At 54.7% G+C, this 21522-nt stretch carries 24 protein-coding genes; 23 read left to right on the top strand and 1 reads right to left on the bottom strand.

Annotated features, from left to right (window positions below; translation table 11 throughout):
* Positions 1 to 72: 72 nt before the first annotated feature.
* The 3 genes from RWM61_RS05245 to RWM61_RS05235 all read left to right on the top strand — a co-directional run bounded on the left by RWM61_RS05245 (position 73) and on the right by RWM61_RS05235 (position 1909).
* Positions 73 to 312: a DUF2249 domain-containing protein gene (locus RWM61_RS05245; RefSeq protein WP_313998170.1), complete on the top strand. Its 240-nt coding sequence runs from the start codon at positions 73 to 75 to the stop codon at positions 310 to 312.
* A gap of 445 nt (positions 313 to 757) precedes the next feature.
* Entirely contained in the window at positions 758 to 1093 is a 336-nt protein-coding gene (locus RWM61_RS05240; protein WP_313998168.1) for a hypothetical protein, read from the top strand.
* 120 nt (positions 1094 to 1213) lie between these two features.
* Entirely contained in the window at positions 1214 to 1909 is a 696-nt protein-coding gene (locus RWM61_RS05235; RefSeq protein WP_313998166.1) for a Crp/Fnr family transcriptional regulator, read from the top strand.
* Between the two features lie 62 nt (positions 1910 to 1971).
* Here RWM61_RS05235 and RWM61_RS05230 read toward each other — a convergent pair whose 3' ends face one another.
* Positions 1972 to 3117, bottom strand: coding sequence for a TIGR04053 family radical SAM/SPASM domain-containing protein (locus RWM61_RS05230; protein WP_313998163.1), 1146 nt, complete (start codon positions 3115 to 3117; stop codon positions 1972 to 1974).
* Between the two features lie 208 nt (positions 3118 to 3325).
* Between RWM61_RS05230 and ric the strand changes: the two genes are divergently transcribed.
* The 20 genes from ric to RWM61_RS05130 all read left to right on the top strand — a co-directional run.
* Positions 3326 to 4030 carry an iron-sulfur cluster repair di-iron protein gene (gene ric / locus RWM61_RS05225; protein WP_313998161.1) on the top strand — a complete coding sequence of 235 codons (705 nt, stop codon included), beginning with the start codon at positions 3326 to 3328 and terminating at the stop codon, positions 4028 to 4030.
* Positions 4031 to 4210: 180 nt separating this feature from the next.
* Positions 4211 to 5251 (top strand): hypothetical protein, encoded by a 1041-nt coding sequence (locus RWM61_RS05220; RefSeq protein ID WP_313998159.1) that lies wholly within the window; start codon positions 4211 to 4213, stop codon positions 5249 to 5251.
* Complete coding sequence (locus tag RWM61_RS05215; protein WP_313998158.1) at positions 5238 to 7436, top strand: molybdopterin oxidoreductase family protein; 2199 nt, start codon at positions 5238 to 5240, stop codon at positions 7434 to 7436. The genes RWM61_RS05220 and RWM61_RS05215 overlap by 14 nt, the downstream gene beginning before the upstream one ends.
* Positions 7433 to 7996 carry a 4Fe-4S dicluster domain-containing protein gene (locus RWM61_RS05210; protein ID WP_313998156.1) on the top strand — a complete coding sequence of 188 codons (564 nt, stop codon included), beginning with the start codon at positions 7433 to 7435 and terminating at the stop codon, positions 7994 to 7996. The genes RWM61_RS05215 and RWM61_RS05210 overlap by 4 nt, the downstream gene beginning before the upstream one ends.
* A gap of 31 nt (positions 7997 to 8027) precedes the next feature.
* Positions 8028 to 8564 carry a Rieske 2Fe-2S domain-containing protein gene (locus tag RWM61_RS05205; protein ID WP_313998153.1) on the top strand — a complete coding sequence of 179 codons (537 nt, stop codon included), beginning with the start codon at positions 8028 to 8030 and terminating at the stop codon, positions 8562 to 8564.
* Entirely contained in the window at positions 8554 to 8742 is a 189-nt protein-coding gene (locus RWM61_RS05200) for a hypothetical protein (RefSeq protein ID WP_313998151.1), read from the top strand. The genes RWM61_RS05205 and RWM61_RS05200 overlap by 11 nt, the downstream gene beginning before the upstream one ends.
* Positions 8739 to 10271: an MFS transporter gene (locus RWM61_RS05195; protein ID WP_313998149.1), complete on the top strand. Its 1533-nt coding sequence runs from the start codon at positions 8739 to 8741 to the stop codon at positions 10269 to 10271. Before RWM61_RS05200 ends, RWM61_RS05195 begins: the two co-directional genes overlap by 4 nt.
* A complete protein-coding gene (locus RWM61_RS05190) occupies positions 10264 to 10581 on the top strand; it encodes a hypothetical protein (protein WP_313998147.1) in 318 nt (105 codons plus the stop codon). The genes RWM61_RS05195 and RWM61_RS05190 overlap by 8 nt, the downstream gene beginning before the upstream one ends.
* Entirely contained in the window at positions 10578 to 10868 is a 291-nt protein-coding gene (locus RWM61_RS05185) for a hypothetical protein (RefSeq protein WP_313998145.1), read from the top strand. Before RWM61_RS05190 ends, RWM61_RS05185 begins: the two co-directional genes overlap by 4 nt.
* Before the next feature lie 246 nt (positions 10869 to 11114).
* Complete coding sequence (locus tag RWM61_RS05180; protein ID WP_313998143.1) at positions 11115 to 12881, top strand: sensor histidine kinase; 1767 nt, start codon at positions 11115 to 11117, stop codon at positions 12879 to 12881.
* Position 12882: 1 nt separating this feature from the next.
* Positions 12883 to 14178, top strand: coding sequence for an ABC transporter substrate-binding protein (locus RWM61_RS05175; protein WP_313998140.1), 1296 nt, complete (start codon positions 12883 to 12885; stop codon positions 14176 to 14178).
* Between the two features lie 18 nt (positions 14179 to 14196).
* Positions 14197 to 14952, top strand: coding sequence for a response regulator (locus RWM61_RS05170; protein WP_313998138.1), 756 nt, complete (start codon positions 14197 to 14199; stop codon positions 14950 to 14952).
* A 183-nt stretch (positions 14953 to 15135) separates the two neighbouring features.
* Positions 15136 to 16464 carry an extracellular solute-binding protein gene (locus RWM61_RS05165; protein WP_313998136.1) on the top strand — a complete coding sequence of 443 codons (1329 nt, stop codon included), beginning with the start codon at positions 15136 to 15138 and terminating at the stop codon, positions 16462 to 16464.
* Positions 16465 to 16564: 100 nt separating this feature from the next.
* Positions 16565 to 17476, top strand: a complete 912-nt coding sequence (locus tag RWM61_RS05160) for a sugar ABC transporter permease (protein WP_313998134.1) — start codon at positions 16565 to 16567, stop codon at positions 17474 to 17476.
* Positions 17477 to 17492: 16 nt separating this feature from the next.
* Complete coding sequence (locus RWM61_RS05155; protein ID WP_313998132.1) at positions 17493 to 18329, top strand: carbohydrate ABC transporter permease; 837 nt, start codon at positions 17493 to 17495, stop codon at positions 18327 to 18329.
* A gap of 120 nt (positions 18330 to 18449) precedes the next feature.
* Positions 18450 to 18983 carry a DUF2249 domain-containing protein gene (locus tag RWM61_RS05150; protein ID WP_313998130.1) on the top strand — a complete coding sequence of 178 codons (534 nt, stop codon included), beginning with the start codon at positions 18450 to 18452 and terminating at the stop codon, positions 18981 to 18983.
* A gap of 18 nt (positions 18984 to 19001) precedes the next feature.
* On the top strand, positions 19002 to 20231 hold the full coding sequence (locus tag RWM61_RS05145) for a hypothetical protein (RefSeq protein WP_313998127.1): 1230 nt from the start codon (positions 19002 to 19004) through the stop codon (positions 20229 to 20231).
* A gap of 45 nt (positions 20232 to 20276) precedes the next feature.
* A complete protein-coding gene (locus RWM61_RS05140) occupies positions 20277 to 20591 on the top strand; it encodes a metal-sulfur cluster assembly factor (protein WP_313998294.1) in 315 nt (104 codons plus the stop codon).
* Positions 20592 to 20656: 65 nt separating this feature from the next.
* Positions 20657 to 20983, top strand: coding sequence for a hypothetical protein (locus RWM61_RS05135; RefSeq protein WP_313998125.1), 327 nt, complete (start codon positions 20657 to 20659; stop codon positions 20981 to 20983).
* Between the two features lie 43 nt (positions 20984 to 21026).
* Positions 21027 to 21522, top strand: a 496-nt coding sequence (locus RWM61_RS05130) for a V4R domain-containing protein (RefSeq protein WP_313998123.1), incomplete at its 3' end; no start/stop codon positions are given.

Raw genomic sequence — 21522 nt, 5'->3', positions numbered from 1 at the left:
CTCACAAAGCGGCCGGGGCGGGGTGCTTATAATGAAACCGAAACGACAACAAGTAAACGAGGAGGAAACAGTGTGAGCGAATTTGCCGCCGTAATCAAAGCTCCGGAATACCCGCCGCAATTAAAGCATAAGGTTATTTTTCAAACGTTTGACGAGCTGGAGGAAGGGGAAGCGCTGCTGCTGATCAACGACCACGATCCGAAGCCATTGTTCTTTCAGTTCCAGGCCACGAGAGGCGGCCGGTTTTCCTGGGATTACCTGGAGCGGGGACCCGAGCTGTTTCAGGTCAAGATCGGCAAAGTCGCCGGATAACGTCCTCCCTCTCCCCGCAGACCGCTTTAAACATGTCTGTCAAATCGGGGAAAAATGGGCGAACAGTTGAATGCAAAAGGCCGCGGATCCGCGGCCTTTTTTTCTACGAACGATCGATGCGCTCGAACCATTTTTCCGATGTATAAGGAAGCACGCGTATCGAGACACTAACAAGGAAACTGTTGCAGAGGCTGGTGATTAAATTGGTCAATACATTCATCTTCATTGGGGCCGTTGTTTGTTTAATCGCTTTTGTCTTGTCCGTTAACCTTATAAGAAAACAACAAAACAAAGAATGGGATATGGGCGTGGACAAAAAATTACTTAACAATCCTGTCAGAACGAATCCAGGCATTGTAGCCTACGTGCTTTTTCCCATAATCGTCATTCTCGGCGCAATCGTCTTAGGTTTTTTTTATAAATGGTAGACGGGGGAATCAAACTTATGGAAAAGAAAAAATACTACATTTCGGTTCAAGGCCAAACCATTATGGAACAACAAGGTGACGCAGCATATGAATTGGAGATCGAAGCAAATTCAGAAGAAATTGAAAAACTGAGAAAATTATTTGTTATGCTCAAGGAGTCCGACCATAATTGTTTTTTTCGAGCTCAATATCTTGCCATTCCTTACCATCACGACAATTCAAACGATCGGTATGATTATTATTTAAAGGAAATCTACAATTATATTTATGAATTGGGTACCGATGAAACCAAACAACATTTAGCTTCGATAACCGACAGCTTAAACACTATGGGATGGGCGGAAGAGAAATAAAGTATTTACCCATTTCCCCAAACTTCGTCAGGGACAGCTTGCCTGCCAAAACGCGGATTCCCTTTTTTCAATTGTCATTTTGCCGACCGTGCATTATGATCGAATAAAGGGGTGGACGGCATGGCCGAAGAGAAATACGCGAAGCAAATATTGCGCCAGGTCCCGTTATTCCGGGATTTGACGGCCGAAGAGATGGAGGAGCTGAGCCTTTTTGCGATCGGGCGAAGCTACCGGAAGAAGTCGGTTATTTTCAACGAAGGCGGCGACAAGGAAGCGGTGTACTTCATCCAGACCGGACTGGTGAAAACGTACAAAACGGACGAGAACGGCCATCAGCATATCGTATCGTTTCTAAAGAAAGGGGATATGTTTCCGCACACGGGGCTGTTCAACTCCAATCCTTATCCGGCCACCGCGGAAGCGATCGTGCCCGCCGTTCTGATCGCGCTGCCCGTCCGGCCATTCGAACAGTTTCTGTCGAGCCGGCACGGCGTCGCCATCAAAATTATGAGCGTCTTGAGCGAAAAAATAAACGAGCTGCAAAAAAAGCTGCAGGAGCTTACAGGCCAGGACGTGCAAAACCGCGGGCAGATGTTTCTCATCAAGCTGGCGGAAAACTACGGGAAAGAGGTCGACGGACAAATCCGGATCTCGATTCCGATGACCCACCAGGATTTCGCCAATACGATCGGAACGACGCGCGAGACGGTAAGCCGGCTGTTGAACCAGCTTCGCAAGGACGGCATCATCGAAATCAGCCGGGCGGGCTTTGTCATATACGACCTGGAAGCGTTGAAGCAGTGGAACGAGAAGTGAACCGGCGCCGAATAAAAAAGACCGAATCCCGTCATGTCGACAGGATTCGGTCTTTTGTCTTTTCATGGCTTAACCGGCTTTCTCGATAAAGCCGGTACGTCGGCGAACCCCTTGGGGATGTAAGAGCAGGCGGGATCGCTTTCCAGATAGTCGCCCGTCACCGCATAGGCCCTTGCCCGCGAGCCGCCGCACAGCGACTTGAATTCGCAGGCGCCGCATTTGCCTTTGAGCAGCGATTTGTCGCGCAGCCGGCGCATGACGGGCGAGTCGCGGTAAATGTCCAGCAGCGGGCTCTGCCGGACGTTGCCGCAGGAGACGGGCAGGAAGCCGCTCGGATAAACCTCCCCGGTATGGCTGATAAACACGAAGCCGTCCCCGTCGTTCACGCCTTTCGGCGCCCGTCCCAGCCCGTCCGCCCGTCTCATCGGCGGCAGGGCATGCTGGCTCACTTGCCGCGCGGCGGGGTCGCGGCGGCTTCTCTCCTGCGCGGCCACCCGGCGGTAATGCGGCGCTTCGGTGGTCTTGATGCCGAACGGCGCCTGCTCGCCCATGCCATGCAGCCAGCGCATCACTTCCTCATGCTCGTCGGGCGTGATCATGTCCTTCTGTTGGCCTCTGCCTGTCGGCACAAGAAAGAACAGGCTCCACAGCACGGCGCCCATCCGCTCCACCTTCCCGGCGATGCGGGGCAGATCGTGCAGGTTGTAGTTCGATACGGTCGTATTGATTTGCAGCGGAATATTCAATTCCTGAAGGTACCCGATCCCCCGCATCGTCATCTCATAGGAGCCTTTCGTCCCCCGGAAATGGTCGTGGATCTCGGCGCTGGACCCATCCAGGCTGAATGCCCAGCGGGAAAGCCCCACTTCCTTCGCTTTCCGGATCGCCTCTTTCGTCACTTTCGGGGTTGCGCTCGGCGTCATGGACACCGGCAGCTTTTGTTCCCGGATCGCGTAGTCGGCAAGCTCGAACAGATCGGCCCGCATCAGGGGATCCCCGCCCGTAAACACGAAGAGCGGCTGCTGCTCCATGTCCGCGACCTGATCGATCAGCCGCTTGCCTTCCTGCAGGGACAGCTGCCGGGGATCGGGTTTATACTGCGCCTCGGCCCGGCAGTGCAGGCATTTCAAGGCGCAAGCTCTCGTAACCTCCCAAATGACGATAAAAGGGTAATCGTCGTAATGGCGCGGAGCCGCCGAATGCTGCATCGGGATCCCTTCCTTTCGTGTAACCGTCAACGATAAACATTGTAAGCCGTTTTCGGGCAACGTACGGTGAGATGGCTCACAAAAGCGGCAAGTTGTGCGGAAATCGGCTATCCTGTGACAGTTGCGTGACAGATGGCGAAATTTGTGTTCCCGCTCACAAATGGACCGCCATTTTTTTTATAACGTGGAGGCCGGGAGGTGTTTATTGATGAAGACCGTTTTTACCGGAGAGGAATCGATCGGCGAGATTGTGTCCGATTTTCCGGGAGCGAGCAATTTGCTTAAAGAGTATCGGATCGATTTTTGCTGCGGCGGCGACCGCAAGCTCAGCAGCGTCCTTCAGGAGCAGAGCATCGGTCAGGCCGCTTTTGTCGAAAGGCTGAATATGCTGTTCATGCTGGCTGCGGAGGAGCAGCCGCCCAAGGACTGGCGGAATGAAACGCTGGGCGATCTGATCGCGCATATCGTGTATAAGCATCATGCCTATCTGAAGGAAGAGCTTCCGCTGCTTGACGAGTTCATCGGCAAAATTGTACGGGTGCACGGGCAGCGGCATCCGGAAATCAGGGAAATGGCCCAATTGTTCGGGCTGATGAAGGGCGAGCTGGAGGAGCATCTGGCCGCGGAGGAGAACGAGGTGTTTCCTTATATCGTGCAATATGGGGACACCGGCTCCCGGTCGGCGCTGCAAACGGCGCTTCAAGCGATCGGGGAGCTGGAGGCCGAGCACGGCAAGGTCGGCGACATATTGAAGGTGATGCGTTTTATCGCCTCGGACTACACGCTGCCGCCGGATGCCTGCAGGACGTTCACATTGACGTACCAAAAGCTGGCGCAGCTGGAATCGGATCTGTTCGAGCATATCCATCTGGAGAACAACATCCTTTTTCCGCGGCTGGAGCGCATCGGTTGACGACAAAGCACGCCGTTCCGGGAGGGGCGGCGTTCTTCAGGAAACGGACGGCATTTTGTGACCGAAAATTGACGAAAAGGCATTGCCCGTCTCCGGCGTGACATTTGTCACAGTAGGACTTGTCGGGGGTGTGATCTACTATACATAACCGGTAAACGCCAATTAAAAGGGGAATTGAGAATGGATCGAGCTTTTGCCTCCAAGTTTGCAAAGTCCGTGTTCCTGACGGTCAGCGCGCTTCTTGTCCTGATGTACATCGGCTCCCGCTTGTTCGTCCACGTGGATCTTGCTCTTTACGGGTACATGGTGGGCACGTTCGTCTTCATCTGCGGTTTTTTCTACCGTTTCATCGCGTGGGGGGAGCGGCCGCCGACCAAAATCATTCTGAAAAAAGGGATCAAGCTGCTTTTCCGAAGAAGCACGCCGCAAACGACGGCCGAGCACCTGGTCACCTACCGCTTCATCTGGAACCGCGGGTGGTACCGTTGGACGCAGCACGTGCTGCTGGGATGGGGCTGCATCCTGTCGGCGCTCGTTACTTTTCCGCTGGTGTTCGGCTGGATGTATTTTACGATGGAAGAGAACCGCACGTACACGGTTGTGGCATTCGGGATTGACCTGATGCGGATCAAAGCGGACGGCTTTCTGGGGTATCTGTTCTACAACGCGCTCAACATTACGGCGGTAATGGTGATCGGAGGAGTCTGCATGGCGCTCTACCGCCGGGTTAAAAACATGCAGGCCAGGGCCGAGCAGACGTTCGTTTACGATTTCCTGCCGCTGTATTTGCTGCTGTTCGTCAGCATTACCGGACTGATCATGACTTTCCAGAACCTTTTTCTCCGCGGCTGGGGGCAGCCGGTGGTCTCGTTGATTCATCAATGGGCGGTGATCGTGACGCTGATCTATTTGCCCTTCGGCAAGCTGGCGCACATTCCGTTCCGCCCGATGAGCGTATTTGCCCGCAATTACCGGGAGCATTACGGCGAGCAGGCGATGAAGCCCTGCAAGGTGTGCGGCACGCCGTTCGTTTCGGTAGAGCAGTCGAACGACGTGATCGAGGTATTGAAGAAGAACCATATGCAATTCGATATGAAGGACGGCTTCAACCTTGCCGAGCTTTGCCTGCCGTGCCGCAGAAAATACCGCATGTCCCGGTTCTCCGGCGTTCCGACCCACACGATTCCAGTCAAGGAGGCCAACCAGAATGCCAGAGGATAAATTTTTCAAGGTTATCGCGAATAAAACGCATCCGAACGAGCGCCTGGTCAAGACGCATTGCTCGTACTGCGGCATGCAGTGCGGCATGAACTTAAGGGTGGATACGGCTTCAAATAAAATCATCGGCGTCGAGCCGCGCTACGACTGGCCGGTGACGCTCGGCAAAATGTGTCCCAAGGGCGTCACCGCCTACCAGCAGACGAATCATCCGGACCGCTTGCTGAAGCCGCTGATCCGTGACGATGCTTCGACGAAGGGTACGAAAGAAGGGTTCCGTGAAGCGAGCTGGGAGGAAGCCTACGATCTGATCGTAAATCGCTTCCAAAGCCTGCAGAAGCAGTACGGCAAAGATTCCGTGTCGGTATTCAGCGGCGTATCGATGACGAACGAAAAATGCTACCTGACCGGCAAATTCGCGCGGGTCGCCCTGCAGACGAGATACATCGACTACAACGGCCGCTTCTGCATGTCGAGCGCGGCGGCCGGCTTCCTCCGCACGTTCGGCGTGGACCGCGGCTCCACCTTGCCCTGGACGGATCTGCACGAAACCGATTGCCTGTTCATTGCCGGCAGCAATACGGCCGAGTGCCACCCGACCTCGATGTTCCGCGTGTGGGAGGTCCAGAACCGCGGCGGCTATCTGATCGTCGCCGATCCGCGGGAGACGCCGATCGCGCGCCGCGCCGACATCCACCTGGATCTCCGGCCGGGAACCGATCTTGCGCTCGCGAACTGCATGGTGAACCTGCTGATTCAGAACGGGCATGCCGACGAAGCGTTCGTGCGCGAGCATACGAACGGCTATGACGAGATGGCCGAGGTCGTCAAGGCATTTACTCCGGAGTATACGAGCGAGATTACAGGCATTGCGCCGGAGAAGCTGATCCGTGCCGCGGAAATTTACGGCAAGGCGCCGAACGCGGTCGTCATGTTCGCGCGCGGCATCGAGCAGCAGCAGAAAGGCGCGGACAACGTATCCGGCTATACGAATATGTGTCTGGTAACGGGGAAAATCGGCCGGCCGAAGTCGGGCGTGGCCACGTTTACGGGCCAAGGAAACGGTCAGGGCGGCCGGGAGCACGGCCAGAAGTCGGATCTGCTCCCCGGCTACCGCAAGATCACGAACCCGAAGCACGTCGAGGAAGTGTGCAAGGTGTGGGGCATCTCCCCGGAGGAAATGCCGGAAGCGGGCGTGTCCGCATACGAAATGTTCGAGCTGATGGAGAAGAAGACGATTCGCGGCCTCTATCTGCTATGCTCCAATCCGGCCGTATCGGCGCCGAACCAGAATTACGTGCGCGCCGTGCTGAAGGATCTCGATTTCATGGTGTGCTCCGATCTTTATTTGTCGGAATCGGCGGAGTTTGCGGATGTCGTGCTGCCCTCGACCTCGTGGTCGGAGGATGAAGGAACGGTCACCAATCTGGAGGGCCGGATCATCAAGATCAACAAGGCGCAGGAGCCGGTCGGCGAGTCGAAGCCGGATTGGCTGATCGAGGTCGAACTGGCCGAAAGGCTCGGCCGCGGGCAATATTTCCGTCATCTCAAGACGGCAAAGGACGTGGCCGACGAATTCCGCTTGGCCACCAAGGGCGGGTATGCCGACTATTACGGCGCGACCTGGGAGAAAATCGACCGCCAGAATGGGGTTTTCTGGCCCTGCAAGGACGAGGAGGATCCGGGAACGCCGCGCATGTTTCTGGATAAACGGTTCTATCACCCGGACGGCAAAGCGAAATTATGCGCGCTGCCGTACCGTCCGCCGGCCGAGGAGCCTTGCGAGCAGTATCCGCTGCGGCTGACGACGGGACGGGTCGTCTACCACTACCTGTCCGGCAACCAGACACGCCGCATTCCGTTCCTGCGGGATATGTGCCCCGAGCCGTACGTCGAGGTGCACCCGGAAACAGCCAGGCTGTACGGCATCGAGCATGAGGAAGTCGTCCGCTTGCATACAAGGCGCGGCGAAGCGTTCTATAAAGTGAAAATCATCGAGGCGATCCGGCCCGACACGGTGTTCGTCCCTTATCATTTCGGGCACGAGCAATCGATCAACCTGCTGACGATTCCGGCGCTCGATCCGATGTCGAGAATGCCCGAATTCAAAGTATGCGCCGCGCAAATTCAGAAGACGGCAGACGGCCGGAAGCAGCCTGTGTACGAGGCGACTGGAGGCAAGCGATGAAACAGCATCTATACATCGAGATGGACAATTGCATCGGCTGCCGCAGCTGCCTTGCCGCCTGCACGCAGTGCGGCGGACACGACGAGCGCAACCGCAACTATGTGTATGACGTCAACCCGCTCGTCGACCGGCAGACGATCCCGCTCATGTGCCTGCACTGCGTCAATCCGGCTTGCGCCCGCAGCTGTCCGGCGCAAGCGATACAGGTAACCGCGGAAGGGGCCGTCTTATCGGCCTTGGTCGAGAAATGCATCGGCTGCCAGAACTGCACGATCGCCTGCCCTTACGGCATACCGAAGTTCGATGAAGAGCAGAACCTGATGTATAAATGCGATTTGTGCTACGACCGCACCAAGGAAGGCATTCCGCCGATGTGCGCCTCCGTTTGCCCGACGAATACGCTGCAATGGCTGACGGAAGAAGAGCTGGCCGCGAAGCAGGCGAAGCACCGTCTCGGCCAATGGTCGGCAAGCCGCGATCCGTTCGACGCGCTCGAAGGGGAAACGAACGTGAAGGTCAGTCTCCCTGGAATCCTGCAGGGAAGGCAAAAGCTGTTTTGAATCCATTGAATGCATGAGGAGGTGGCGGTATATGGACAGCAAGGACCGGAAGGAGCAGCCGAACGTGCCTTTTCAGGAAGACAACTATACGCACAACATCCGAAAAGACGGTGAGCGCAAGCTCGACAGGCGCAGCTTTATGAAAATGATGGCCGGCGCCGCAGGCGTTTTCGCCGTATCGACTTTGCCTTGGGGCGCGATTGCCGCGCGCGAGCTGACGGGTCTGGACAAAAAAACGTATGCGAAAGCCAAAATTGCGGATACGAGCGCGATCAAAGTCGGCGAAGCCGTCGAGTTCGCTTACCCGGAGAAGCATGATTCCGCTTTGCTGGTCAAACTCGGAGACAACGAGTATAAGGCTTACCAGAATACGTGTACGCATCTGAAATGCCCGGTATTCTGGAGCGGCGAGAAGGGGAAGCTGGTGTGCCCCTGCCACCACGGACTGTACGATGTGCAAACGGGGATACCGATTGCCGGCCCGCCGCAGCGGCCGCTGCCGGAAATTACGCTGGAGACGGCCGAAGGAGCCGTGTACGCGACGGGAGTGAAACGGTATGAAACGTAGCTGGAGGGGCGTTATTTACCTGTGCATCGTCCTGTTCCTGAGCATCGTTGTCACCCAGACGGTCGTCAACGCATTCTTTTACGAGAAATACGGTTTGGTCGTGACGCTTGCTTTAATCAATGTGTTGTTGTTTCCAGTCGCGCTGTGGATCTATAGAAGGGAACGTGATCGCGTATGAACGCAGGCAGACGCCAGCTTCCGCTGCAAACGGCGAGCCTCGTGCTCGGCTTTATGGTATGGGTGATTCTCTCTTCCTTGATGCCGTTCATTAAAGAAGAGATTTCGCTGACACCGGGCCAATTGACGTGGGTGACCGCCATTCCGGTATTGTTCGGCTCCGTGATGCGGATTCCGGTCGGCTATTGGACCAACCGGTTCGGGGCCCGCAAGCTGTTCATGATCAGCTTTGTATTTCTGCTCGCGCCCGTCTATTGGGTGAGCCAAGCCGATTCTTTCGCCGACCTGATCGTCGGCGGATTTTTTCTCGGCATCGGGGGCGCGGTGTTCTCGGTCGGCGTGACCTCCTTGCCGAAGTATTACCCGAAGGAAAGGCACGGCTTCGTCAACGGCATTTACGGGATCGGGAACTTGGGAACCGCCCTTTCGTCGTTCGGCGCTCCGGTGCTTGCGGCACAGATCGGCTGGTCCAAAACCGTGCTCGCATACAGCATCCTGCTGATTGCGCTCGCGGCCATGAACTTCGCGGCAGGGGACAAGAACGAGCCGAAGGTGAAAACCCCGCTCGCCAAACAAATCAAAGAGGTATCCCGGAACGAGAAGCTTTGGCTGCTGTGCCTGTTTTATTTCATTACGTTCGGCGCGTTCGTCGCCTTTACCATTTACTTGCCGAACTTCCTCGTCACCAATTTCGGGCTGGCCAAGGTGGACGCCGGCATGCGCACCGCCGGCTTTATCGTGCTGGCCACCGCGATGCGCCCGATCGGCGGATGGCTCGGCGACAAATTCAATCCGTTCAAAATATTGATGGCCGTGTTTGCCGGTTTGACCGTCTCCGCCGTGCTGCTGTCGTTTGCGCCGGACATCGTCTGGTACACGGTCGGCTGCCTGACGGTCGCCCTCTGCGCGGGGACGGGCAACGGCACGATTTTCAAGCTGGTGCCGCTCTATTTCACGAAGCAGGCCGGCATCGCCAACGGCATCATCTCGGCGATGGGCGGGCTGGGCGGGTTTTTCCCGCCGCTGCTTCTGACCCTGCTGTTCAGCATTACGGGCCAATACGCCATCGGGTTCATGGCGCTGTCCCAATTCGCGCTTGCGAGCTTTATTCTGGTCGTGTGGCTGTTCTATCAGGAGAAGCTGGGGCTTTCCCGGCGCATCATCGAGCATACGGTGGAAGGCATCATGGTCACCGACACGAAAGGCGTGATCGTCTCCGTCAATGCTTCCTTCACGAGGCTGACCGGATATGAGGCCGAGGAAGTGGTCGGCAAGAAGCCGAGCGTGCTGAAATCCGGCCGGCAGGACCGGGAGTTCTATGCCGGGATGTGGAAGGACATCCGGGAGCAGGGCTTCTGGCAGGGGCAAATCTGGAACCGGCGCAAAAACGGCGAAGTTTACCTGGAATGGCTGACCATCAGCGCCGTGCGGAACGACGCGGGCGATATCGTCTACTACACCGGCATGTTCAGCGACATTACCGGAGTCAGAGGCGGATGGCAGACTGAGGGAAGTGAAATCGGTGCCTAGCGAATACCAATTTGATCTTTGCTTTATCAGGCAGGCTGACGATACCGGCTTTTTCCATGCGGAAATCGAGCGGGAGCTGCGCAGGCTGTTCGACGGAGAGGCCAAATGGGCCGTCGACCGCAAACGTCAGGGGGAGCTTGACATCGCTGTCGCTGAAATCAATGGGTTGAGCGCGATCGGAACGGAAGAGGAATGGATGGACGCATTCGAGGCCCGGGCTCTGTCGGACTGCTGGCAATGGCTGAACGGCTACCGGCTCGAGGTTATTCCGAAGGAAGACGCGGGCTGCTGCAGGGTGAAACGACAATGAGCCGTGCCGCGATGGATTGGCCGGCGGAGTTGTCGCATTGGCGCGGACGGTTTGCTGAGCTGCGCATTGAAGACCGGGCGGGAGAGGATCCCGTTGCCCCGCCGAAGGTGGTTATGCTGCACCGGATCGCCTATTCGGAGGATCGGGAGAGCTTGCTGTTTTACATGAACGAACAGCAGTTTTTGTCGGTTCCGGTACGGGAAGCGGGCGGGGTGATGCTCCACGGTAAAGTATTTGAATCGACTGATGCTGATGCGCAACTGGTTTACAAGATCACTTTGATTTGACTGAGCAGAGAAACCGCGGCGGTCTGTCGCGGTTTCTCTTTTTTTTGAGTTGCTGATTGCTTTCGGTGCATAAACGAGGCTATGGCCGCATGCGGGTACAGCATGTGGTTTCTTTTTGTATCCCGGCATTGTGCGGATATTTTATATGCAAAACGCCCAATACCTATTATACTAAAAAGAAAGCGCATTCAAATCGACACCTGGTCGTACTATACTGCGGTTATGTTATTGAAAAGGACAGAGATGATGACCAAAAAAATACCTTTGATCGTCCAGCTGATTGCCGGTTTTTCGCTCATTTTCATTGCGGTCATGTCGATTACCGGTTTTTTCACCTATCGCTATTCCTCCCAAATCATTTTAGAGAAGACGACCTTGCTGCTGCTGGAATCGATTATTCAAATGCGAGGCAAAATGGATGTGATGCTCAGAGACTTCGATCAGACATCCCAGATGATCGCATTTAACCCTCTTATCCAGACCTATCTAACGAACATTGACCGCGGCAGACCGAACAAAACAACGCCCACTGAAATCGAAAGGTTCATGAAAGAGCAAAGCCGCTATAGCGGAACGGAACTCGGCATTTCCATCATGGATGCGGAAGGAACCATGTATCACAGCAGGAACTCGCTTACTACTTATTGGCGTACGAGGAGCGACATGACAAGCGCCTCCTGGTATCCTGCATTGCAAAATAACCGGGGACGCGTTCTTTGGCTTTCCGGTCCGGCATGGCGGAATGGGAAAATTCCGGCGGTAGTAGGCGTTCGGGAGTTGAACAGCTGGACGTCGTTTCAAAAAATCGGACATCTGTTTATCGTCTTTCCGGTGGAAGCGCTCGGAAGGCTTTTGCAAGAAAACAATATCGACGACACCCGCAAAGTCCAACTGATCGACGAGCTCGGCATCATTGTTTATTCCACCAACCGCGAGGAGATCGGAACCGAGCTCGACGTCAGCCTTCGGCAAAAAGTGGGCAAGAGCAAGACGGATGTCATCTCTACGCGCATGAACGGCACCCAAACGTACATTTCCTATACCTCTTCGGAATACAGCGGCTTGACGATCGCCTCCTATATTGAAGTGCCGGTTGCGATTCGGGACGTCCTGAAAATTCAAAGAGCGGTATTTATTATCGGTGTCGTTGGGCTGACAGCCGCTATTCTAATCACGGCATTCTACTCCTGGTCGGTTTCGAAACCGATCCAGTACTTGGCCATGCGTTTAGGACGAGTCAACAAGGGCATGGTCCAGCCGTCCAAGGGGCCGTTCGTTAACCGTGAGGTCGCCGTTTTGTATGAAAGCTTTAACAACATGGTCAGGAATCTGGATCGGACGGTCAAAGACTTGTCGGATAAGCAAATCACCGAGAAGCAGGCCCAGATCGTCGCCTTGAAAGCGCAGTTTCGGCCCCATTTTCTGTACAATTCGTTAAATACGATCTACTGGGAGCTGATCAACGAAGGAAAGGACAAAGTCGCGCAGATGGTGCTGACTTTGAGCGATTTGTTGCGCTACAGCATCCAACCCGGCTCCGAGATGGTCACGGTGAAAGAAGATCTTGAGCAGTTGAAGAGGTATATGCTGCTGCAAAACGCCCGATATGGGGACAAGCTTCAGTTGGAGTTGGATGTCGACAAGCGGGTTCTGGATTGCCGGATCATGAAGCTGCTGCTGCAGCCGCTGGTCGAAAATGCCGTCACGCACGGTCTGGAGACCGTCAAAGGCCGCCCTTGGCTGGTCCGGATTGCCGCCTCGACGGTTGATAGCGACAAAATCCGGTTTATCGTAGAGGATAACGGCATCGGCATGTCGGAAAAGGCAATGAAAGAGGCATTGAGCTTCGGCAAAGGCAACGATCCTATCGATATCATGCATACCGGATTGGGTCTTGCCAATTTGCACCATCGGATCGGGTTGATTTACGGCAAGGAATATGGCATTCGGTTGGCGAACAGTTCGCTCGGGGGACTTCGTGCCGAAGTTACGCTCCCGGTGGGAGGAGGCTAATATGCCGCAATTTCCGAAAATATGCGCGGCACTGGTTCTGCTTGGTCTAATACTTGCCGGTTGTACGTCGTACAAGGTGCCTGATGCCTCGAAGATTCGCAGCGTATCGGAAACCGGGCAGACCGAGCTGACCGTGTGGCTATGGCCCGGAACCGGTCTGGAAAGATTGATTGCCATCTACCAGCAGGAAAACCCCGATTTGAAGATCACCGTTCAAACCGGCGAATTCGAAGATGTGCATGACAATCTTCGTACGGCATTCGCGGCCGGTTACGGCGCGCCGGATATCAGTCTGATCGAGACGAATTATATCGACCGCTTCAAAACGGTTTCTTCCCGGTTTTACAACTTGTTCGATTACGGGGCAGCCGGCCTGCAAAACGTCTATCTGGATTGGAAATGGCAGCAGGCCCAGGGTGTCGACGGCTCGTTTCTGTTCGGTTTGCCTACCGATATCGGACCGCTCGCGATGATCTATCGCAAGGACATTTTCGCCGAAGCCGGATTGCCGACCGATCGCGAAGCGGTTGCTCGCCTCATTCGGACGTGGGATGACCTGATCGAGGCGGGAAAACGGGTGAAGCAAAGAACGGGCAAAGCGATGTTCGATAATTTGGGTAATGTGTACCGAAGCGTCGCAAGCCAGGCCGATATGCTTTATTTCGACAAATATACCGACAGCTTTATAGCCGAGCGCAATCCGATAGTGCTCCAGGCATGGAGATATGCCGCCGATGCGGCCGCCGGCGATTTGACGGCCAAGATCCCTTCCTGGATGCCGGAGTGGGAGGCCGGTGTAAACAAAGGCGAATTCGCCGTCGTATTGGCCCCGGCCTGGATGATGGGCCTCATCAAACAGAATGCGCCGGATGCCGCCGGCAAATGGGATATTGCGCAGCTCCCGGGAGCAGGCGGCAACTGGGGCGGTTCCTTCTTGACCATGCCCCGGGAAGGCGCTCATCCCGAGGAAGCTTATCAATTGATTCAATGGTTGACCGCACCGTCCCGGCAATTGGATGTTTTCGTGCAAAACGGCAACTTTCCTTCCACTCCCTCGCTCTTCGACGATGACAAAATAAAAGAGAAGAAAGACGGCTATTTCAGCGGAGCACCGGTCGGCATCATTTATTCGCAGGCCGCGAAAAAGGTGAAACCGCTTTATGAGGGACCATACGCTTATATCGCCACGAAAATTTTCAATGACGCGATCTGGCAAATGGAGCACCACTTGCTTTCTCCGGAAGAAGCTTGGCAATATGCGATCGATCGAACCGAACGTGAATTGGAGCAATATTGACGGATGGGAGGACGGGATATGAAGATCCTGATTGTTGACGACGAACCGCATGTGCGGAGCTCCATGTCGCGCGTTATCCGGCTGCATGATAAGAAGTACGATGTGGAGGAAGCGGAGGATGGCCGGGAAGCGGTTGAACGGCTTGCGCGGCAGCCGGTAGATCTTGTGATATCGGATATTCGTATGCCCGATATGGACGGTCTCAAACTGTCCCGATATATGAAGCGCCATCATCCCGATACGTTCATGATTTTGCTTACCGGCCATGCGGATTTTGAATATGCCCAGCAAGCGATTCGCGTCTCGGTTTTCGATTATTTACTGAAGCCGGCCTCGAAGGAAAGCATATTGGAGCGCGTCGATACGGTGGAGGAACTGCTTGCCGAGCGCAGACGAAATGAAAAACTGTACCCGATCCATAACCAAAGATTGTTGGAGAAACGGGTGACGGTGCCCCGCCTGGTGAGGCAGACGTTCGATTATATTGAAGCCCATTATACGAAGGACATTACGCTCGCTTCGCTTGCCGAACAATTGGAAGTGAATCCGAATTATTTGAGCGGCTTGTTGAAAGCCAAAACGGGGCATACGTTTACACACCACGTGACCCGGTTTCGTCTGGAAAAATCGAAGCAGCTGCTGACGACCACGAATCTCAAAATCTATCAAATCTGCGAGAAAGTCGGTTACGTCGATCAGGCCTATTTCAGCCGTTTATTTAAAAGCACGGTCGGTATGACCCCGTTCGAATATCGCGATGCCCACTTGACGTAGCGTTCGGGACGTCCCTCGTACATGATCCGGTCTGGCGGTTCATGTACGAGGGATATTTTTTTTGGAATAATCTGAATTGCGTCCAAAAAATCTAAGTCCAGCCACATGGAATGATGAATGCGTTTTCATTATGATTCAGATAGGCGCTAATCCACGCGCACCTATTTTAAAGGGGGAATCAGGGTGGTAAAACGGCTTTCTGTTATGGTTGCATGTCTGATGCTTGTCTTCTCGCTTGCGGCTTGTTCATCCGGCTCGAATAACGCGGGGAGCAAGGGGGAGGGCAATCCGGCGAATGAGGAAGCTTCCGGAGCCGCCCCCTCAGGGAATGCGGACAAAAAAGTGAAGCTGACGGTTTGGCTATGGCCGGGCATGGGCATAGAAGAACAGATGAAACAATACGCTGCCGAGAATAATATTGAACTGGATATCCAGCTTTCTCCGTTCGCCGACGTTCATAACAACCTGCAAACCGCTCTGGCCGCAGGAAGCGGAGCGCCCGACATTTCGGCGGTGGAAGTGAAAGTCATCGAGAGGTTCAAGAGCAATCCGGAGCAGTTCTACAACTTGCTTGAATTGAATGCTGAAGATCTCGAAAGCGATTATATGGATTGGAAATGGAAGCAGGCCATGACAGGCGACGGGGCTAACCTGCTTGGCATACCGACGGATATCGGGCCGATGGCAATGGCGTACCGTACCGACGTGTTTGAGAAAGCCGGCCTGCCCACGGATCCGGCGGAGGTAACCGCACAAATCAACACGTGGGATGCTTTTATCGAAGCCGGCAAACAAGTTCGCGCTAAAGCGAATGTCGGCATGATCGACAATGCGGCCAGCCTTCTTACCGTAATGGTCGGCCAAGGTGACGAGAAATACTTCAAACCGGACGGCACCATGATTCTGAAGGACAATCCGCAAGTGAAGAAAGCCTGGGACTACGCCAACAAAGCCATTGAAGCGAATATTACCGCCAACGTCGACACATGGTCTACCGAATGGGGAACAGGAATGACAAAGGGCGATTTCGCGGTTCAGCTGGCGCCGGCATGGATGATGGGCTTCATGAAAACCAACGCTCCGGATGCAAAGGGCAAATGGAATATCGCATTGATGCCGGAGGGTTCGGGCAACTGGGGCGGCTCGTTCCTGACCATTCCGAAGCAGTCCAAATATCCGCAGGAAGCATACAATCTGATCAAATGGCTGCTTTCGCCGGAGCAACAGCTTGTTACATTCCAGAAAAACGGCAACTTCCCGTCTACTCCTGCCTTGTTTGAGACGGAGGATATCCAAAACTTCAAGGATGAATATTTCTCGAATGCTCCGGTCGGACAAATTTACTCGGAGGCGGCGAAGCTTGTGAAACCGGTCTATGAAGGTCCGGATTCCCAAACGGTGGAGGATACACTGAATAAAGCGATTACGAGCGTGGAAGACAAGCAGGCAAAGCCGGACGACGCCTGGAATACCGCCGTCCAGGATATCGAAAGACAATTGTCGCGCAAATAAGAGGCATGGCGCAGGAGGTTGATGTTCGTGCATCGGCCTCCTTTTCCATCACGGGCACGCGTGTAAACGGGAAAACTTTATTCCGACGGGAGGCAATCCAATGCTGGCCAAGCCGCTGAACCGGAGATTAAATCAGCGAATCAGAGACCACCTGAATGCGTATTTGTACATTTCGCCGTTCTTCATTCTTTTTGCCGTGTTCGGCGTATTCCCGATGTTCTTTACGGCGTGGGTTTCGCTGCACAAGTGGAATATCGTCGGCGCGAAAACGTTTATCGGATTGCAAAATTATAGATTCATTATGGAAGATCCGTATTTTTGGAAGTCGCTTTACAATACCTTCAGCATTTGGTTTCTGTCCACGCTGCCGCAGCTGTTCTTTGCCTTGATTCTGGCCTTTCTGCTGAATCAGTCCATGCTGAAAGGCAGGGAATTTTTTCGGATCAGCGTATTTCTGCCCAACATTACCTCGGTGGTTGCCGTAGCCATCATTTTCGGGGCGCTGTTCGGTCAGCATTACGGCTTGATTAATTACGTGCTTTCCTTGTTCGGAATCGACCCGATTGATTTCCGAAGCTCCGTCTTGGGAACCCACCTGGCTATCTCTTCTATGGTCATGTGGCGGTGGACCGGTTACAACGCGATTATCTATCTGGCAGGTCTCCAGAGCATTCCGAACGATCTGTACGAGGCGGCCACGATCGACGGCGCTACGAAACGGCAGCAGTTCTTTTTCATTACGATTCCGCTGCTGCGGCCGATGATCATCTTTACGATCATTCTTTCAACCATCGGCGGAATGCAAATTTTCGCTGAACCGTTAATGTTCTCGGGCGCCGGAGGCGGTTCGCAAGGGCAAGGTTTGACGATCACGCTTCTGCTCTACGAAGAAGCGTTTGCACGACAGGCGTTCGGCTATGCATCGGCAATCGCATGGATGCTGTTTTTCATCATCGTGGCCTTCTCGCTCGTCAATATGTTCTTTGCCAAAAAACTTCAATCTGCAGACTAGGGGGATGGACAGGAATATGACCAGAGTATCACCATCATTCAACTTGGGACGAATCGCTTTTTATTCGTTTCTCATTCTCGTTACGGCGTTATCCGTGTTTCCGTTCTATTGGATGTACATCATCGGATCGAACGTGACGGCTGCGATCAACCAATTTCCTCCGGCCATGATCCCCGGCGGCAGATTCATTGAAAACCTGATTAAAGTATATGAAAATGTAAACTTCAACAAGGCATTGATGAACTCGTTTTTCGTATCCGCGACACTGACGGCAGGCGTTTTGTTTTTCTGTTCGTTAGCCGGCTTCGCTTTTGCCAAACTGAATTTTACGGGACGAAACATGCTGTTTGCATTTCTGGTAGGTTCGATGATGGTGCCGGCCCAGTTGGGGCTTATCCCCTCTTATATGATTATCAGCAAACTGGGGTGGCTTGACGATCTGAAAGCGGTAATTATCCCCGGTATTGCAAATGCATTCGGCATTTTCTGGATGAGACAGTATATTTCCTCCAGCGTTCCGAATGAGCTGCTTGAGGCGGGACGGATCGACGGCTGCTCGACTTTTCGCCTGTTCTGGAGTATTGTCGTACCTGCCATCAGACCGGGCTTTGCAACGTTGGGAATCATCACGTTCATGGGGTCGTGGAACGACTTTCTATGGCCGCTTGTCGTCCTGAAGGACCGCAGCGTTCATACGGTGCAAATCGCGCTGAAAAATTTGAACGGCGCTTATTATCAGGATTTCTCCATGATTTTGGCCGGCACCGTTCTGGCTACGCTGCCGATTTTGGTTATTTTCCTTCTGTTCAGCAAGCAATTCATTTCGGGGCTGACGGAAGGCGCGGTGAAATAAGGGCTGCCCATGCCCGCAAGCGGTTTATCGGCGAAAAATGTGAGGCGCGTCACAAACTTTGCTCCGGGTTCGGCCTACAATGAGAGCAGCTAGTGAAAACATTCTCAAGGAGGGCTAACCATGCGGGCAGAGCCGAAAACGGTCGAACTGGATGTCAGGCCGCAGCTTCGCAACAAGCTGGAGCCGTTCCAGCTTATTATGGATACGGTCAAAACGTTGGGCAAGGATGACACGCTCATCCTGCACGCCACATTCAAACCGACGCCGCTTCTCATGCTGATGAAAGGGAAAGGCTATCGGAACGCGGTTCGCCGGTTAGCAGACGATCATTGGATCACAACCTTCGTGCACAAAAGCCGCGCGCTGCCGGACGAAGCGGACTTGCCGGCGGACGATTCGCAACCGGACGCGCACGAGGGGGATGCGGCGGGCGAGCCCGACACCTTCGTTCTCGACAATCGCGGGCTGCAGCCGCCGGCGCCGATGACTCGCACGCTGAAGAAGCTCGAGCAGGTCAAGAAGGGCGACACGGTTATCATTCACAACGACCGGGTCCCGGTGTTTCTCCTTGAGGAGCTGCAATCGCTAGGCTATGCCTATGAGATTGAGGAGCAGCAGGATGGATCCGCGAAGGTGGCCATCCGCAAGTCGTAATCCGGGAGTGAGAAGCACATGTTTCGATTGCCGTTCGCGTTTATTGTCACGGGGATGATCAGCTTCGTCCTGTTCCATCTGCTCACGCTCGCCGATTTTGCGGGATGGATCGCCGGCGAGCCGGAAAGCGCAAAAGGCTGGTTTCACGTCCATTTGCTCGTGCTCGGGTGGGCGACGATGATAGCCATGGGCGCTGTCTACCAGCTCATCAACGTCGTCCTGCAGACTGAACTGCACAGCCGTAAACTGGGCTGGATCCATTACGGGCTGTTCACGGTCGGCACGACCGGCCTGCTGGCAGGGTTCCGTACCGTCCAAACGCAGTGGATCGCATCGTTCGCCGTATTGGCTTTTGCCGGCATCATTCTCTTCGCGTGGAACATAGGGGCGACGTTATGGAAAGCGAAGCAGTGGAATCCGGTTACGATCAGCGCCGCCTGCGCCGTCGGCTATCTGTGCCTGACCGCTCTAAGCGGCATGATGATGGGGCTGGGCTTCCGGTTCGATATCCTCGGAGAGCTTCACGAGCGCTGGTTGGGCACACACATCTGGCTCGGGACGGTCGGCTGGTTCGGCCTGCTGATTACGGGCTTCAGCTACAAATTGCTGCCGATGTTTTATTTGGCCCACGGCTATCCGGTGAAGCTGCAGCAGTGGGTGATCATGGCATGGAACGCCGCGGTGCTGCTCGGCGCGGCGGGCTTTTTGACCGGCACCCGGATGCTCGTCGGCGCGGCTTTGCTGCTCCTGACCGCCGGGCTTGCTTTCTACAATATTCATATTTCGCAAATCGCCAGGCACAAGCACAAGAAAACGCCCGGCGCCGGCATCAAGTGGACGGTTTGGTCAGCACGGCTGCTGCTGGCGGTCTGCGCGGCAAGCACGGCTGCGTACCTGTTCAACCCGAAGCTTGCGGCGGATGAGAGGATCGTCGTGTTTGTCCTGTGGGTGTACCTGTACGGGTGGGTTGCGATTACGATGATGGGCTATTTGTCCAAAATCGTCCCGTTCCTCTGGTGGACCCATAAATACGGACCGGACGCGGGCAAGAAAAAGGTGCCGACAATGGGGCAACTGCTCGCGGAAAAGCCGGTTCATACGGGCCTGTCCGTTGTGGCGATTGGTTTGGGCGGACTGCTGGTCGGACTTGGCCTGGATATCGCCTCCGTCATCACGGCGGCGGGGAGCCTGCTGTCGGCTGCGGCGATCGTCTATATGCTTATGATTGCCCGCGTGTTTACGAGATAGGGGCAGCTGCAAAGAATGACCTGGGAGGCGATGACCGTGAACGGCATGACGCAACATTCGGAAATGATCGACCGTATGATGGAACGCTTGGGCGAGGTATACGATCCCGAGCTGGGCATCAATATCGTGGATCTCGGACTGGTGTTCGACGTCCGGTACAACGAGGGCGGGGCGCACGTCGTGATGACCCTGACGACGCCGGGCTGCCCGATGCATGACATGATGGTGGGCGGCGTGGAAAGGGCCCTGAAGGAACTGCCGGAGGTGCGTTCCGTTCAGGTCGAGGTCGTATGGGAGCCCCGCTGGACTCCGCACATGATGTCCGACAAGGCAAAGGACGAATTGGGCTTCGAGGGATAGCGCAGGCCGGGAACCGGGTTAACCGCCGGACCTGCCGACAGTACAATCAAACAGGGAGTGATTCGATGGCGGCGATCGATATCATCGACGAGAAAACGATCAAAATATCCGTTCAGCTGGAGGACGCTTTATCCATGATTGAGGAGGCGCGGAAATCAACGCGGGAATACGCGCATGACATCACGACGATCGTGGAGAAAATGCCCGAATTCGAGTACACCTATTTCTGTTTCTACGCCTATGACAGCGCGGCGTTGTTCGAGCGGATGCTCGGCATCGACCCGAAGCAATATTTGTCGTTCTCGCTGGACGCGCCGGACTCCTTTTTCTACAGCTTGTACGGAGGAATGACGGCATTATACGAGGACGCCAAACGCCTCGCCTTGGATTAGAAATCACGTCCAAAATATATAGCAGGGATGGGAGGCGGACGGAATGGGTGAATTTACATTCGAGGACATGAGGATGATCACAAGGGAGAAGTTGGGCGATCAGGTGCCGCTTGAACTTTTCCGCGCAATCAGGCTGATCGGAATGTACCAGGGCCTGCCGATGGGCGGCAAGGGAACGACGGTCACCATCGGGCGAAAAATCGGAGAAAGCATCCCGGCAAATTCGCTCGAGCAGCTTCTTGCCAAGTTTGAGGAATTAAAGGTGGGCATTCCGAGAATCGTTGAAAGAAGCAAGAATACGATCCGCGTTGCTGTCGATGATTGCTTTTGCGAAGGTTTACCGGCACAGGAAGGGAAGCTGGTATGCGATTTGGAAGGCGCAATAATGGAAGGCGCGCTTACGAGAATACACGGGAAGAGAGTAACGGTCCGCGAAGTGAAATGCAATGTCAATGGGGACACCCACTGCGAGTATGAAATAAGAATCCTAAATTCCCGACCAAATTATACCTACACGGGCTCGTTGACGGTAAAAGCTT

The sequence above is a fragment of the uncultured Paenibacillus sp. genome (genome assembly GCF_963515335.1).
GTDB lineage: Bacteria > Bacillota > Bacilli > Paenibacillales > Paenibacillaceae > Paenibacillus_I.
Note: the sequence above shows the minus strand (reverse complement) of the source record. Positions and strands in the feature narration are given on the sequence as shown.

What these genes read in the sequence shown, in the direction of transcription:
- RWM61_RS05240 (WP_313998168.1), top strand. Translation starts at nt 758, where the DNA reads ATGGAAAAGAAAAAATACTACATTTCGGTTCAAGGCCAAACCATTATG.
- RWM61_RS05235 (WP_313998166.1), top strand. Translation starts at nt 1,214, where the DNA reads ATGGCCGAAGAGAAATACGCGAAGCAAATATTGCGCCAGGTCCCGTTA.
- RWM61_RS05230 (WP_313998163.1), bottom strand. Translation starts at nt 3,117, where the DNA reads ATGCAGCATTCGGCGGCTCCGCGCCATTACGACGATTACCCTTTTATC.
- ric (WP_313998161.1), top strand. Translation starts at nt 3,326, where the DNA reads ATGAAGACCGTTTTTACCGGAGAGGAATCGATCGGCGAGATTGTGTCC.
- RWM61_RS05220 (WP_313998159.1), top strand. Translation starts at nt 4,211, where the DNA reads ATGGATCGAGCTTTTGCCTCCAAGTTTGCAAAGTCCGTGTTCCTGACG.
- RWM61_RS05215 (WP_313998158.1), top strand. Translation starts at nt 5,238, where the DNA reads ATGCCAGAGGATAAATTTTTCAAGGTTATCGCGAATAAAACGCATCCG.
- RWM61_RS05210 (WP_313998156.1), top strand. Translation starts at nt 7,433, where the DNA reads ATGAAACAGCATCTATACATCGAGATGGACAATTGCATCGGCTGCCGC.
- RWM61_RS05205 (WP_313998153.1), top strand. Translation starts at nt 8,028, where the DNA reads ATGGACAGCAAGGACCGGAAGGAGCAGCCGAACGTGCCTTTTCAGGAA.
- RWM61_RS05200 (WP_313998151.1), top strand. Translation starts at nt 8,554, where the DNA reads ATGAAACGTAGCTGGAGGGGCGTTATTTACCTGTGCATCGTCCTGTTC.
- RWM61_RS05195 (WP_313998149.1), top strand. Translation starts at nt 8,739, where the DNA reads ATGAACGCAGGCAGACGCCAGCTTCCGCTGCAAACGGCGAGCCTCGTG.
- RWM61_RS05185 (WP_313998145.1), top strand. Translation starts at nt 10,578, where the DNA reads ATGAGCCGTGCCGCGATGGATTGGCCGGCGGAGTTGTCGCATTGGCGC.
- RWM61_RS05180 (WP_313998143.1), top strand. Translation starts at nt 11,115, where the DNA reads ATGACCAAAAAAATACCTTTGATCGTCCAGCTGATTGCCGGTTTTTCG.
- RWM61_RS05175 (WP_313998140.1), top strand. Translation starts at nt 12,883, where the DNA reads ATGCCGCAATTTCCGAAAATATGCGCGGCACTGGTTCTGCTTGGTCTA.
- RWM61_RS05170 (WP_313998138.1), top strand. Translation starts at nt 14,197, where the DNA reads ATGAAGATCCTGATTGTTGACGACGAACCGCATGTGCGGAGCTCCATG.
- RWM61_RS05160 (WP_313998134.1), top strand. Translation starts at nt 16,565, where the DNA reads ATGCTGGCCAAGCCGCTGAACCGGAGATTAAATCAGCGAATCAGAGAC.
- RWM61_RS05155 (WP_313998132.1), top strand. Translation starts at nt 17,493, where the DNA reads ATGACCAGAGTATCACCATCATTCAACTTGGGACGAATCGCTTTTTAT.
- RWM61_RS05150 (WP_313998130.1), top strand. Translation starts at nt 18,450, where the DNA reads ATGCGGGCAGAGCCGAAAACGGTCGAACTGGATGTCAGGCCGCAGCTT.
- RWM61_RS05145 (WP_313998127.1), top strand. Translation starts at nt 19,002, where the DNA reads ATGTTTCGATTGCCGTTCGCGTTTATTGTCACGGGGATGATCAGCTTC.
- RWM61_RS05140 (WP_313998294.1), top strand. Translation starts at nt 20,277, where the DNA reads ATGACGCAACATTCGGAAATGATCGACCGTATGATGGAACGCTTGGGC.
- RWM61_RS05135 (WP_313998125.1), top strand. Translation starts at nt 20,657, where the DNA reads ATGGCGGCGATCGATATCATCGACGAGAAAACGATCAAAATATCCGTT.